Below are 13811 nucleotides of genomic sequence, written 5' to 3' on the forward strand. Positions count from 1 at the left end.
TTTTGCGATGCCTGATGACGAAGAAGCCGGCGGACGGGTGATCCTGGTGGGTGCCCCGCTGGGCAACACCGGCGACGCCTCGGCCCGGTTGCGCGAGGTCCTGGCCTCGGCAGATGTGATCGCCGCGGAGGACACCCGGCGGCTCGGCCGGCTCGCCCGGGACCTCGATGTCACCGTGCGCGGCCGGATCGTCTCCTACTTCGAGGGCAACGACGAACGGCGTACCCCCGAACTGGTCGAGGCGCTGCGCGACGGCTCGGTCGTCGCCGTCGTCACCGACGGCGGCATGCCGAGCGTCTCCGACCCCGGCTTCCGGTTGGTCCGGGCGGCGCTCGACGCCGGTTTCCCGGTCACCTCGGCGCCCGGGCCGAGCGCGGTCACCACGGCGCTGGCCCTCTCCGGCCTGCCCAGCGACCGGTTCGTCTTCGAGGGCTTCCTGCCCCGGTCCGGCTCGAACCGCCGCTCCCGCCTCCGCGAACTGGCCGCCGAGCCGCGCACGCTGGTGTTCTTCGAGGCGCCGCACCGGATCGGCGGCGCGCTCGAGGACCTGGCCGCGATCTTCGGGGCGGACCGGCCGGCCGCCCTCTGCCGGGAGCTCACCAAGACGTACGAGGAGATCCGCCGGGACACCCTCGCCGAGCTCGCCGCGAACGCCGCGGCGGATCCGCCGCGCGGCGAGATCACCCTGGTGGTCGCGGGCGCGCCGGCCGGGCCGCCGGAACGGCCCGGCGACGACGAGCTGCGTGCCGAGGTCGCCCGGCGGGAGGCCGCCGGCGCTTCCCGCCGGGACGCGATCCAGTCGGTGGCCGACGCTTATCAGCTGCGCAAACGCGACGTCTACGCCCTGATACACCATTGATTCGTACGGCTACCCGAACCGATTCGGAGGAAATACGCTAAGCACGGTCCCGCCCAGCCGACGGTTCAGTAGGCCGCGACCAGGAAGCCGCTCAGCAGCAGGAACGGGCCGAGGAAGCTGGCGATCAGGGCACTGCGCCGGGTGGGCCGGGACGGCAGCCGCCGTGCCCCGGTCGCCTCGGCGATGCCGTAGCCGCAGATCGCCACGAGCAGGAAGCCGAGCCCCCAGCGCAGGTGCATGAGCGCCCCGGCCGGCGCCGCGTAGGCCTGGTCGCTGTCCGGGCTGACCATCCGGGCCGAGGACACCGCGCCCGTCTGCCGTCCCGCGCCGGAGATGCCGAGCAGCGTCACCCGGGAGACGCTGTAGTGCCCGTCGAGCGAGGCGAACCGCCCGGCGCAGCGCTGGGCCAGGCCGTCGCCGCGGCAGTGGGTGGTGGTCGCGTACCCCCGGTCGCCGTGCCCCACCGCCAGCCAGAACGGCTCCGCGCTGACCCAGCCGAAGAAGGCCGCCACCAGGCTCAGCAGGACCAGCGCGAACAGCGCGCTCAGCGGGTTGTGGTCGGCCGGCCGGCGGCGCCGGCCGGGCCGGTGGTCGGCGCGTGCCGCGTCGTTGCGGGCGCGCTCCTCCTCGGTGAGCCAGAACGGTGAGTTCTCCATCCGCTCCAGGCGGGCCTCGACGTCGGGGCAGCCGATCACCTCGGGCAGCGGCGTGACCCCGGGCCGGGGCTCCCGCTCCGGGCCGCCCTCGACGATCATCAGCTCGCCCGCGGTGGCGAGCCGGGAGCCACCGGGCGCGGCGCCCGGTTCGGTCAGCCGGGCGGGCGGTCCCGGCTCCTCGGCGGGTTCCGGGCGGTCCCGGTGTTCCCGGCGGTCGCGGCGGTCCCGGTTCTCCAGGCGGTCCAGGTGTTCCAGACGGTTCAGGTGCTCGGTGAGGTCACGGACCCCGGCGACGTGGGCGGCGGCCGACGACGGATCTTCGGCGTCCGGCCGGTCCCGGTCGTCCTCGCCGTGCCACCAGGCGCCGTCGGGGTCGGACAGGGTCCACGGGTTGCCCTGGTCACGGGGCGGTTCCGCGGGCTGTGGAGCGTCTCCGGTCATTTGCCCATTGAATGCCCCGGCCCGTCGGTGATCACGTTCCTGATGGGGCGTGTCGGGACAAATCGGCATACCAGCGCGGGAGGAGGCAATCCGTTCGCGAACCCCTGGGAGCGGTCACTACGCTTGGACACCATGAGTCACGTTCTCGCCGCGGTTGCCTGGCCCTACGCCAACGGCCCCCGCCACATCGGTCATGTGTCCGGCTTCGGGGTGCCGTCCGACGTCTTCAGCCGGTACATGCGGATGGCCGGTCACGACGTGCTCATGGTCTCCGGCACGGATGAGCACGGCACCCCGATCCAGGTGCAGGCCGACGCCGACGGGGTGACCCCGCGTCAGCTCGCCGACCGGTACAACCGGGTGATCGTGGAGGACCTGCACGGGCTCGGCCTGTCGTACGACCTGTTCACCCGGACCACCACGCGCAACCACTACGCGATCGTCCAGGAGCTGTTCGAGGGGCTGCACCGGAACGGCTACATCGTCGCCCGGACCACCCTCGGCGCGATCTCCCCGTCCACCGGCCGCACCCTGCCCGACCGGTACATCGAGGGCACCTGCCCGATCTGCGGCTACGAGGGCGCCCGCGGCGACCAGTGCGACAACTGCGGCAACCAGCTCGACCCGGAGCAGCTGCTGAACCCGCGCTCCCGGATCAACGGCGAGGTCCCGCAGTTCGTCGAGACCGAGCACTTCTTCCTCGACCTGCCGGCCTTCGCCGAGGCGATCGGCGGCTGGCTGGACCGCCGGGAGAACTGGCGGCCCAACGTCCTCAAGTTCTCCCGCAACCTGCTCGACGACCTCCAGCCCCGGGCCATCACCCGGGACCTGGAGTGGGGCGTGCCGATCCCGCTGGACGGCTGGCGGGACCGCAACGACAAGCGCATCTACGTGTGGTTCGACGCGGTCATCGGCTACCTGTCGGCGTCCATCGAGTGGGCCCGGCGCAGCGGTGACCCGGAGGCCTGGCGGCAGTGGTGGTCGGCCGACGCGCAGGGCAAGGACGCCCTCGGCTACTACTTCATGGGCAAGGACAACATCGTCTTCCACTCGGTGATCTGGCCGGCCCTGCTCCTCGGCTACTCCGGCGAGGGCGACTCCGGCGGCACGGCCGGCGAGTTCGGCAAGCTCAACCTGCCCACCGAGGTGGTCTCCAGCGAGTACCTGACGATGGAGGGCAAGAAGTTCTCCTCGTCCCGCCGGGTGGTCATCTACGTGCGCGACTTCCTGGAGCGGTACGACGCCGACGCCCTGCGCTACTTCATCGCGGCGGCCGGGCCGGAGTCCAACGACACCGACTTCACCTGGGCCGAGTTCGTCCGGCGCAACAACGACGAGCTGGTGGCAGGCTGGGGCAACCTGGTCAACCGGTCGATCTCGCTGACCGCGAAGAACTTCGGCGAGATCCCGGCGGCCGGTCCGCTGACGCCGGAGGACGAGGCGGTCCTCGAGGTGGCGAAGGCCGGGTTCGCCACGGTCGGCGAGCTGATCGGCAAGCACCGGCAGAAGGCGGCGATCGGCGAGGCCATGCGGGTGGTCGCCGAGGCCAACCGGTACCTGTCCGAGCAGGCCCCGTGGAAGCTCAAGTCCGATGAGGACAAGCCGCGCCAGGCCACCGTCCTGCACGTCGCGCTCCAGGTGGTGAGCGACGCCAACACGCTGCTCACCCCGTTCCTGCCGCACTCCGCGCAGAAGGTTTTCGAGCTGCTCGGCGGCGAGGGCGTGCACGCCCCGATGCCGCGCATCGAGGAGGTCGAGGACCTGGACGGCGGCCCCGGCTACCCGGTGCTGACCGGTGACTACCGGACCGGCGCCCGCTGGGAGTCGGTGCCGCTGGTGGCCGGCACCCCGCTGGCCGCGCCGACGCCGGTGTTCCGCAAGCTCGACCCGTCGGTGATCGAGGAGGAGCTGGCCCGCCTGGAAGGTGGCGACGAGTCCTGAGTCGACTTCGATGCCCACCGGATTGTGATCAATCCGGTGGGCATCGTCGTTGTTAAATGACGTTGATCGCTGATCATCGGTTCGGTATCTTCACAGTGCCACGGGGACGGGGGCGTTTCGTCGGTACGTCTTGGTAACGACCAATTCGCTCCTTCAAGTGGCAGACATCCCCCTTGAAGGAGTTCTGTGAAGACACGCCTTGCCGTCGCCGTCGTGAGCGGCGCCCTCATCGCGGGCGGCACGCTCATCGGCGCACCGGCCTACGCGATCCCGGACTCGGCCGCCGACGCGCCCTCCGGGAAGAACCCGTCGGCCGTCATCGAAGAGTCCGCCACCGGCCTGGACGCGGTCGACCCGACGCCGACCCCCAGCGACCCGACGCCGACCGCGACGGACCCCACGCCGACGGATCCGACCCCGACACCGACGTCCACCGACCCGACCCCGGACACGACGAAGCCGACCGGCTCGTTCGCGCTCGACTACACCTCGGTCTGGGCCGGCCAGCAGATCAAGGTCGTCCAGGAGTCCTGGGACTACAGCGACCCGGGCGACGCCCAGAACACCCTCAAGCGGGTGGTGAGCTGGGGTGACGGCACCAGCACGGTGCTGAGCCCGACCACGTACAGCGCCCGGAAGTCGTACACCCGGGCCGGGAGCTTCAAGGTCACGGTGACCATCACCGACCCGGCCGGCAACACCTCCGCGATCCCGGCCCGTACCGTCGCGGTCACCGTGCCCGCCGGCAAGGCCTCGCTCAGCCGCAAGAGCGTCTACCAGGGCGCGCTGTTCAACATCAACATCGGCAAGGTCCCGGCCGGGGCGACGATGTACAAGATCGACTGGAGTGACGGCTGGGACTCGTCCCACTGGTCGTCGACCAGGTCGCTCTCCGGCCGCATCCTCTACCGGTGGAAGTGGGACCCGGCGCTGCGGCGGCACGTCAAGGTCAGCAACGCCCGCCTCTCCGGGACCCGCACGCTCCGGATCGCCTGGGGTAACGACAAGGGCTACGGCGCCTGGCAGACGATCGGCAACCTCAACCTCGTCAAGGACAAGTGGAAGCCGACCCTGACGATCAAGAAGCCGTCCAGCACCAACCGGGCGAGCTCCTGGAAGACGATCACCGGCACCGTCGCCGACAAGGGCTCCGGCGTGCGGCACCTCGGCGTCACCGCCTTCCGGATCACCAAGAGCGGCAAGGCCTACTGCCTCACCCCGGCGCGGAAGTGGAAGCGGTACTACAGCGACGCCGACGTCAACAAGTACTGCTACGCGACCGGTGTCAAGGTGAAGATCAAGAACGGCAAGTGGTCGCTCAAGCTGCCTGCCGGCCTCGCCAAGAACCAGTACTTCGCGGTCGACGCCTGGGTCTACGACTACGCGGACTACTTCCGCCAGACCTACCGCACCGCGGAGATCACCCGTAGTTGATCGCCCGATGCCCGCCGGTGAGAAACCGGCGGGCATCGCTGTTTTCCAGGCCTTCCGCAGGATTGATCGTGGTCCTGGGCTGGGGTAGCGTCGCGACAACCACGGGGAGGCCTGGGTTTCGCGTGTCCTTCGTGTGGTTCCGCACCGAAGGAGTCGAAGTTGAAGTCACGGCACACCCGTCCGCTCGTGGCCGCGATCGTCAGTGGCGTGCTGGTGGCCGGCGGCGTGGTCGTCACGTCCCCGGCGTCGGCGGTCGGCCCGGCCACCACGGTGGTCAACCTGGCCGACGAGTCGACCGACCCCACCGTGGACCCGACGACGGACCCGACCACGGAGCCGACGACCGACCCCACGACGGACCCGACCACGACGCCGCCGACGACCGAGCCGACGACGACGCCGCCCACCACCGAGCCGACGACGACCCCACCCACCACCGAGCCGACGACGACCCCGCCGACCACCGGGCCGACCACGACGCCGCCGACCACCGGGCCGACCGGTGACACCGGGGCGCCGACCGGCTCGTTCCGGGTGAACGCCACCTCGCTCTGGCTCGGCCAGTCGGTGCAGCTCAGCCAGACCGCCGCCGACTTCCAGGACGACACCGACACGGACGCGCAGATCACCCGGGTCGTCAACTGGGGCGACGGCTCGGCGCCGCAGACGCTCGCGGCCGGCGCCGTCGGTGCGACCAGGCAGTACTCCCGGGTCGCGTCGTTCACGATCACCGTGACGATGACCGACCGGGCCGGCAACGCCCGCACCCTCACCCGGACCGTCGCGGTGACCAACCCGGCCGGGAAGTACTCACTCAGCCGGGCCGGTGTCTACCAGGGCTACCCGTTCGCCGTGAAGATCAGCAGCCTGCCGGCCGGGACCCGGTACGTGTCGATCGACTGGGGCAACAACTACCGGTCCGGCCTGTCGGCGAAGACCGGCACCTACAACACCTCGCTCCTGTACGACTGGGATGCCGCCAGCCGCCAGTGGAACCTGAGTAGGAAGATCACCGGCGCCCGTACCCTGAAGATCGCTTTCTGGAATGCGAACGGGTGGAGCGCCTACCAGGCCATCGGCACGGTCCAGGTCTACGCCGACGCCGTGAAGCCGTCGCTGAGCATCACCAAACCGTCGAAGTCGAACCGGGTCAGCTCCTGGAAGACGGTCCGCGGAACGGCCTCCGACAAGGCGTCCGGCGTGACCCACGTGTGGATGACCGTGGCCCGATCCACCGCGAGCGGCAAACTGTACTGCCTGACCCCGCAGCGGAAGTGGAAGCGGTTCTACACCGACGCGCAGTTCCTGGCCTACTGCTCGAACTCCGGGGTCCGGGTCACCGTCAGCAAGGGCAGATGGTCGCTCAGGCTGCCGGCCGGGGTCACCCGGGGGCAGTTCCTGGTCTACGCCTGGACGTTCGACCGGGCCGGCAACCTGACCGAGCGGGCCCGGCAGGTCACCCTGAACAAGGTTTGACCTACATCTGGTAGGCGATGTCCGCGATGTGGTGATCGGTCAGCTCGTCGATCGGCGCCCACGCCTCGTAGACGCCACGCTCGTAGCACCGGGCGCCGGTCGTGTTGATCCCGTCCACCTCGGGGCGGAGCAGCCGCAGGCGGGCCCAGGTCTCGTCGCGCTGCAACACCCAGCAGGGGACCCCGCGCCATCGGGCCTGCTCGGCCCGGCGGCTCAGGGTCTGCACCGGATAGCGGGCGGCACGGGTCAGCGCCCGCACCCGGAACTCGCCGGGCGGGTCGGCGACCGCCTCGTACTCCTTGTCGTCGATCCGGCCGACCAGCCGGGCCGACCCGGCCGTGGTGCAGGGCACGTACTCCCGGTCGGGGCTGCCGCCGGGAATCTCGGAGAGCAGGCTCCGCCAGCGCGGCCCGGCCAGGCGCAGCCACCCGTGCTGCTCCGGCTGGTACGTGTACAGCACCACCTCGTCCCCGCCCGGCACATGGGCCAGCAACTGCGCGTTCGCCGGCATCGGCAGGTCCGCGAAGCCGGCCGTCACGTACTCCGGGATGAGGTCGTCGGCGCTCGGGGTGAATCCGGTGCCGAGCACCATGGCCCCGATCCGGGAGTGCGCGGGCAGCGCGGCCAGACCCGGGTGCGCGGGCTCGCCGGGGATCTCGTAGTCCAGCGGATCGGTGGCCCGCCAGCGCAGCGCGAACGTCACCTGCGAGTCGGCCGCGCCGTCCGTGCGCAGCAGTGCCAGCTCCCCGGGCTCACGCAGGTGGGCGAGGTCGCTTGCGCGGTAGCAGAAGCCGTACGGCAGCCAGCCGCCGAGATGGCCGGCAACCTGGGCGGCGGAGAGCACCTTGGTCATCCGGGTGCCCCGGCGGACCGCCGCGGTGGCCCGGATCCGGCGCAGCATCGGGTCGTCCCGGTAGGCCACCGACTGGCTCATCGACTGCACCTGCTGCCAGGTGAGGTCGCGGCGCAGCGGGGCCATCAGGGGCGGCTCGAGTGGGTCGGTGCCCAGCTCGCTCTCCTCACCGGTCACGGTCACGCCGCGCAACCTAAGTGATCGCGGTGGATATCGGATGAACGCCCGGTTACCGGAAATCTCGGCGTGCACAATGTCTCACATGCCTTCGTCTCCCCCGGGTCAGTCCCCATCAGACCGGCGCCGCGCCAAGGAAGCCCGCCGGGCCGGTGAGTTCCCGCCGGCGCCCGAGCCGCTCGCGGTCCCGGTCTTCGACAGCCACACCCACCTCGACCTCACGGTTCAGGAGGCGGGGGTGCCCGGGGACGGCGCCGGCGACCCGGTCGGGGCACTGATCGGCGCGGCCGCCAAGAGCGGTGTGGACCGGCTGGTCCAGGTGGGGGTGGACGTCGAATCGTCCCGCTGGGGCGCCGACCTGGCCGAGCATCATGAGTCGATTCTGGCGGCGGTGGCCCTTCACCCGAACGAGGCGCCGCGACTCTCCGATCTGGACGAGGCGCTGCGCGTCATCGAGTCGCTGGCCGCCCGGCCCCGGGTGCGGGGGATCGGCGAGACCGGGCTGGACACGTTCCGTACCGGGGAGGAGGGCCGGGCCGCGCAGGAGGAGAGCTTCCGCGCGCACATCGCCATCGCGAAGCGCTACGGCAAGGCGCTGATCATCCACGACCGGGACGCGCACGCCGACGTGCTGCGGGTGCTCGACTCCGAGGGCGCGCCGGACCGGGTGGTCCTGCACTGTTTCTCCGGGGACGCCGAGTTCGCGGCCGAGTGCGTGCGCCGTGGCTACTACCTGAGCTTCGCCGGGACGGTCACCTTCGCGAGCGCCACCGGGCTGCGGGAGGCGGCCGCGATCACACCGCCCGGGCAGATGATGGTGGAGACCGACGCGCCCTACCTCACCCCGACGCCGTTCCGGGGGCGGCCCAACGCGTCGTACCTGGTTCCGCTGACCATGCGGGCGCTCGCCACCACGACCGGCACCGACCTGGACACGCTCTGCGCGGCGATCTCGGCCAACGGCGAGGAGGTCTTCGGCGGCTGGCGATGAGGTCACCGTAGGCTCTGGCCATGGCTGATGCACTTCTCGGCCCGGCGGAGATCCGGGACCTGGCCGCGCGCCTCGGCGTCGCGCCGACCAAGAAGCTCGGCCAGAACTTCCTGCACGACCCGAACACGATCCGCCGGATCGTGGCGGCGGCCGCCCTGCGCCCGGAGGACGTGGCCCTGGAGGTCGGCCCGGGGCTCGGCTCGCTGACGCTGGGCCTGGTCGGCGCGGTCCGGCACGTGCACGCAGTGGAGATCGACCCGGCCCTGGCCGCAGCACTGCCGGGCACCGTCACCGCGGCGCACCTCACCGTGCACCCGGCCGACGCGCTCAAGGTGACCGGCGACCGGTTCGACCCGGCGCCGACCATGCTGGTGGCCAACCTGCCGTACAACGTGGCGGTCCCGGTGGTGCTGCACCTGCTGGCCGAGCTGCCCACCCTGCGCGGCGGGCTGGTGATGGTGCAGAAGGAGGTCGCCGACCGGCTCACCGCCGGTCCGGGATCGAAGGTGTACGGCGTGCCGTCGGTCAAGCTGGCGTGGTACGCCGAGGCGAGACCGGCCGGGAAGGTGCCGCCCGCGGTGTTCTGGCCGGTGCCCAACGTGGACTCCGGGCTGGTCGCCTTCACCCGGCGGGAGCCGCCGTCCGACGTCCCGCGGGCCGCCGTGTTCGCGGTGGTCGACGCCGCTTTCGCGCAGCGCCGCAAGACGCTGCGGGCCGCGCTGGCCGGCTGGGCGGGCGGGCCGGACCGGGCCGAGTCGGTGCTGCGGGCGGCCGGGGTCAGCCCGCAGGCCAGGGGAGAGTCGCTCACCGTGGGTGAGTTCGCCGCGATCGCGGGGGCGGCCACACAGCAGGGGTCCGGCGGTAAGCTCAGCCCGTCCGGCGCAGAGCCCGAGGAGAAGAACTCATGACCACGGAAGCTATCCGGGACTTCGCTCCGTGACGGAGGCGTGGGGACCGGACGATGACGAGCCGCGCCCGCACCACGGTCCGGTGAAGGTGCGTGTGCCGGCGAAGATCAACCTGCATCTCGGGGTCGGCCCGCTGCGCCCGGACGGGTATCACGAGCTGAACACCGTCTACCACGCGATCAGCCTCTTCGACGAGCTGACCGCCCGCCGCGGGGACACCCTCACGCTCACCATGGAGGGTGAGGGCACCGGTGAGCTGGAGCTGGACGAGTCGAATCTGATCATCCGGGCGGCCCGGGCGCTGGCCGCCCGCGGCCGGGTCCCGGCCTACGCGCGGCTGCACCTGCGCAAGAGCATCCCGCTGGCCGGTGGTCTGGCCGGGGGCAGCGCCGACGCGGCCGCCGCCCTGATCGCCTGCGACATGCTCTGGGGTCTCGGCATGTCCCGCGACGAGCTGGCCGAGGTCGGCGCCGAGCTGGGCTCGGACGTGCCGTTCCTGCTGCACGGCGGCACCGCCCTGGGCACCGGCCACGGTGAGGCGGTCAGTCCCATCCTGGCCCGCCCGACCACCTGGCACTGGGTGGTGGCGATCGCCGACGGCGGGCTCTCCACCCCGGCCGTCTACCGCGAGTTGGACCGGTTGCGCGCCGCCTCCTCGCCGCCCGAGCCGCTCGGCGGCCCGGACGAGCTGATGGCCGCCATGCGCCAGCGTGATCCCAAGGTGCTCGGCGCGGCGCTCGGCAACGACCTCCAGCCGGCCGCGCTCGCGCTGCGCCCGCAGCTGGCCGACGTGCTGAACGCGGGTCAGGAGGCGGGCGCCATCGCCGGGCTGGTCTCCGGGTCCGGCCCCACCTGTGTCTTCCTGGCCGCCGACGCCAACCACGCCCAGCGGGTCGCGGCCGGGCTCACCGAGGCCGGGGTGTGCCGGGCGGCGGTCACCGCGCGCGGACCGCAGCCGGGCGCGCGGGTAATCTAGAAGCATCGTGGCCAACATCATCAACCTGGACCGGGTCAGCAAGGGTTACGGCGCCGCCGGTCAGCTGCTCACCGACGTGTCGCTCGGCCTGGACGACGACGCCCGCATCGGGATCGTCGGTCTCAACGGCGCCGGCAAATCGACCCTTCTCCGCATGCTCGCCAAGACCGAGGAGCCGGACTCCGGCCGGGTCACCCACCGCCGTGACCTGCGGGTCGCGTCGCTGCCGCAGACCCTCTCCCTGGCCGGCGAGGCCACCGTGCGGGACGTCGTGCTCGGCACCGCCTGGCTGCCGCAGAGCATGGGCGCCGAGCACGAGTGGGCCGGCGACGCCGGGGTGCGCACCGTCCTCGACGGCCTCGGCATGGGCTACCTCGGGCTGGACACGCCGGTCGGGCCGATGTCCGGTGGCGAGCGCCGCCGGGTCGCCCTGGCCGCGCTGCTGGTCCGGCAGAGCGACCTGCTGATCCTCGACGAGCCCACCAACCATCTGGACGTGGCCGGTGTCGACTGGCTCGCCAAGCACCTGCTGACCCGCCGGGGCGCGCTGCTCGTGGTCACCCACGACCGCTGGTTCCTGGACGCGGTCTGCACCATGACCTGGGAGGTCGTGGATCAGCAGGTGCACACGTACGAGGGTGGTTACGCCGCCTGGGTGCTGTCCCGCGCCGAGCGCCAGCGGGTCGCCGCGGCCGTCGAGGCCCGCCGGCAGAACCTGTTGCGCAAGGAGATCGCCTGGCTGCGCCGTGGCCCGCCGGCCCGGACGTCGAAGCCGAAGTTCCGGATCGACGCGGCCAACGAGCTGATCGCCGATGTCCCGCCGGTCCGCGACACGGTGAGCCTCCAGCGGCTCGCCACCACCCGGCTCGGCAAGCAGGTCTACGACCTGGAGCAGGTCGAGCTGAACGCCGGTCCGAAGAGCATCTTCCAGGGCCTGACCTGGCAGGTCGGTCCCGGCGACCGGATCGCCGTCCTGGGCGCCAACGGGGCCGGCAAGACCACCCTGCTGCGGCTGCTCGCCGGGGTGACGAAACCGGACGGCGGCCGGCTCGTCACCGGCTCGACGGTCCGGCCGGCCTTCCTCTCCCAGGAGCTCAAGGAGCTGCCCGGGCAGTTGCGCCTGCTGGAGGCCGTGGAGGAGGTCGCGAAGCGGGTCAAGCTGGGCGACCGGGAGCTGTCGGCCGGTCAGCTCGCCGAGGTGTTCGGGTTCACCGACAAGCGGATCTGGACGCCGGTCAGCGATCTCTCCGGCGGTGAGCGGCGGCGGCTCCAGATGCTGCGCCTGCTCGCCACCGAGCCCAACGTGCTGCTGCTCGACGAGCCGACCAACGACCTGGACACTGACACCCTGGCCGCGCTGGAGGACCTGCTCGACTCGTGGCCGGGCACCATGGTGGTGGCCAGCCACGACCGTTACCTGGTGGAGCGGGTCACCGACACGGTCTACGGCATGTTCGGCGACGGCCGGCTGGTGCACCTGCCCGGCGGCATCGACGAATATCTGGCCCGGGTCGCCACGCCGGGCGCCGTGCCGACGGTCGCCAAGACGGGTGCCCCGTCCGCCGCCTCGGGGCTCTCCGCCGGCGAGCTGCGCCAGGCGAAGAAGGACCTGGCCCGGCTGGAGCGGCAGATGGAGAAGCTGTCCGACCGGGAAGCGAAGATCAACGAGAGCCTGGCCGAGCACGGCAGCAACTACGACAAGCTGATCGAGCTGGAGGCTCAGCTCAAGGCCGTGCAGCAGGAGAAGGCCGAGGCCGAGGAGGCCTGGCTCGAGCTGGCGGAGCAGGTGTCCGAGAGCTGAAGCGGGGGGTGTGGCTGCGCCCGTTGTCGGGGATACGCGAGAATCTGCTCGAAGACACCTGACCTTGGAGACGGAACCATGGCGCACACCCCGGTCAATCACCCGCTTCGGCCGATCTACCGGATCGTCGGCTTCATCACCGGTGCGTACCTGGTGGCGTTCGGCCTCATCGGGTTCATCACCACCTCCGGCGAGGAGTTCACCGGCCCCGGCGAGCGGGTGCTCGGACAGGGCAGCAACATGCTGTGGTCGATCATCTCGCTGGTGCTCGGCGCGATCGTGCTGCTCGCCACCGCGGTCGGCCGCAACATCGACGTCGCCGTCGACCAGTTCCTCGGCTGGGGCCTGCTGGTGGTCGGCACCTACCAGTTGGCCGTGCTGCGGACCGACGACCTGAACATCTTCGGGTTCACCATGTCGACCGTGGTCGTCACCTACCTGGTCGGCCTGCTGCTGATCACCGTGAGCCTGTACAGCAAGAGCGCCCCGAAGGCTCAGGCCGGTGCGCCGCGGCAGGTGCGCGAAGGCCGTACCGCCTGAATCTCGCTCCGGGTGACCCGCCGGGACCGCTCAGCGGACCCGGCGGGTGATCAGCCCCGGTTTGGCCTCCAGATGGGACAGACCGTTCCAGGCCAGATTGACCAGGTGCGCGGCGACGATCTCCTTCTTGGGCTTGCGCTCCTCCCGCCACCACTGCCCCACCAGCGCCACCATCCCGACCAGCGCCTGCGAGTAGAGCGCGGCGTACCTCGGATCGAGGCCCCGGCTCTTGAACTCGGCGCCGAGGATGTGCTCCACCTGGTGCGCCACGTCGCTCAGCACGCTCTGGAGATTGCCCGAGGCGGACAGCACCGGCGACTCGCGGACCAGCACCTGGAAGCCGTGCGGCTCCTCGTCGATGTAGTCGAGCAGCGCCAGCGCGGCCTGCTCCAGCAACTCCCGCGGATGCCCGGCGGTGAGCGCCGTGGTGATCCGGTCCAGCAGGGCCCGCACCTCGCGGTCGACGACCACCGCGTACAGGCCCTCCTTGCCGCCGAAGTGCTCGTAGACCACCGGCTTCGACACCTTCGACCGGGCCGCGACCTCCTCGACGCTGGTGGCGTCGAAACCGCGCTCGGCGAACAGCTGTCGCCCGATCGTGATCAGCTGCTCCCGGCGCTGGGCGGCCGACATCCGGACGCGTCTCTGCCGGTCGGTGGCGTCCCCGTACTCACTCACCCGGTTCATCCTGCCAGCCCGATCCTGTCGTCAACTCGACAGGCTTCGTCCGCTTATCGCGATCGTTCCGCGGGACGCTA

At 71.4% G+C, this 13811-nt stretch carries 12 protein-coding genes; 9 read left to right on the forward strand and 3 right to left on the reverse strand.

The window, feature by feature from the left end; translation table 11 throughout:
• Window positions 1-7: 7 nt before the first annotated feature.
• Window positions 8-859, forward strand: coding sequence for a 16S rRNA (cytidine(1402)-2'-O)-methyltransferase (gene rsmI / locus IEZ13_RS13960; RefSeq protein WP_183222587.1), 852 nt, complete (start codon window positions 8-10; stop codon window positions 857-859).
• A 65-nt stretch (window positions 860-924) separates the two neighbouring features.
• Here rsmI and IEZ13_RS13965 read toward each other — a convergent pair whose 3' ends face one another.
• Window positions 925-1956, reverse strand: a complete 1032-nt coding sequence (locus IEZ13_RS13965; RefSeq protein ID WP_183222588.1) for a hypothetical protein — start codon at window positions 1954-1956, stop codon at window positions 925-927.
• A gap of 132 nt (window positions 1957-2088) precedes the next feature.
• Between IEZ13_RS13965 and metG the strand changes: the two genes are divergently transcribed.
• From metG to IEZ13_RS13980, 3 genes are all read left to right on the forward strand, one after another.
• Window positions 2089-3897 (forward strand): methionine--tRNA ligase, encoded by a 1809-nt coding sequence (gene metG / locus IEZ13_RS13970; RefSeq protein WP_183222589.1) that lies wholly within the window; start codon window positions 2089-2091, stop codon window positions 3895-3897.
• Between the two features lie 186 nt (window positions 3898-4083).
• Entirely contained in the window at window positions 4084-5331 is a 1248-nt protein-coding gene (locus IEZ13_RS13975; protein WP_183222590.1) for a hypothetical protein, read from the forward strand.
• 159 nt (window positions 5332-5490) lie between these two features.
• Window positions 5491-6807: a hypothetical protein gene (locus IEZ13_RS13980; protein WP_183222591.1), complete on the forward strand. Its 1317-nt coding sequence runs from the start codon at window positions 5491-5493 to the stop codon at window positions 6805-6807.
• 1 nt (window position 6808) lies between these two features.
• Here the strand turns inward: IEZ13_RS13980 and IEZ13_RS13985 are convergent, their stop codons facing one another.
• Entirely contained in the window at window positions 6809-7843 is a 1035-nt protein-coding gene (locus IEZ13_RS13985) for a hypothetical protein (protein WP_183222592.1), read from the reverse strand.
• 70 nt (window positions 7844-7913) lie between these two features.
• Here IEZ13_RS13985 and IEZ13_RS13990 point away from each other — a divergent pair, with 70 nt between their 5' ends.
• From IEZ13_RS13990 to IEZ13_RS14010, 5 genes are all read left to right on the forward strand, one after another.
• The gene (locus IEZ13_RS13990) at window positions 7914-8828 is read left to right on the forward strand and encodes a TatD family hydrolase (RefSeq protein ID WP_372441871.1); all 915 of its coding nucleotides are present in this window, start codon (window positions 7914-7916) and stop codon (window positions 8826-8828) included.
• A 20-nt stretch (window positions 8829-8848) separates the two neighbouring features.
• Window positions 8849-9736 (forward strand): 16S rRNA (adenine(1518)-N(6)/adenine(1519)-N(6))-dimethyltransferase RsmA, encoded by an 888-nt coding sequence (gene rsmA / locus IEZ13_RS13995; protein ID WP_183222594.1) that lies wholly within the window; start codon window positions 8849-8851, stop codon window positions 9734-9736.
• 28 nt (window positions 9737-9764) lie between these two features.
• Window positions 9765-10712, forward strand: coding sequence for a 4-(cytidine 5'-diphospho)-2-C-methyl-D-erythritol kinase (locus tag IEZ13_RS14000; protein ID WP_183222595.1), 948 nt, complete (start codon window positions 9765-9767; stop codon window positions 10710-10712).
• Window positions 10713-10719: 7 nt separating this feature from the next.
• Window positions 10720-12513 carry an ABC-F family ATP-binding cassette domain-containing protein gene (locus tag IEZ13_RS14005; protein ID WP_183222596.1) on the forward strand — a complete coding sequence of 598 codons (1794 nt, stop codon included), beginning with the start codon at window positions 10720-10722 and terminating at the stop codon, window positions 12511-12513.
• A 78-nt stretch (window positions 12514-12591) separates the two neighbouring features.
• Window positions 12592-13053, forward strand: coding sequence for a DUF4383 domain-containing protein (locus IEZ13_RS14010; protein ID WP_183222597.1), 462 nt, complete (start codon window positions 12592-12594; stop codon window positions 13051-13053).
• A gap of 30 nt (window positions 13054-13083) precedes the next feature.
• On the opposite strand, the gene IEZ13_RS14015 is transcribed toward IEZ13_RS14010, so the two are convergent.
• Window positions 13084-13686 (reverse strand): TetR family transcriptional regulator, encoded by a 603-nt coding sequence (locus IEZ13_RS14015; RefSeq protein WP_203833858.1) that lies wholly within the window; start codon window positions 13684-13686, stop codon window positions 13084-13086.
• Between the last annotated feature and the right edge of the window lie 125 nt (window positions 13687-13811).

Origin of the sequence: Actinoplanes campanulatus (genome assembly GCF_014647795.1) — a bacterium.
In the GTDB taxonomy this organism is placed as follows: domain Bacteria; phylum Actinomycetota; class Actinomycetes; order Mycobacteriales; family Micromonosporaceae; genus Actinoplanes; species Actinoplanes campanulatus.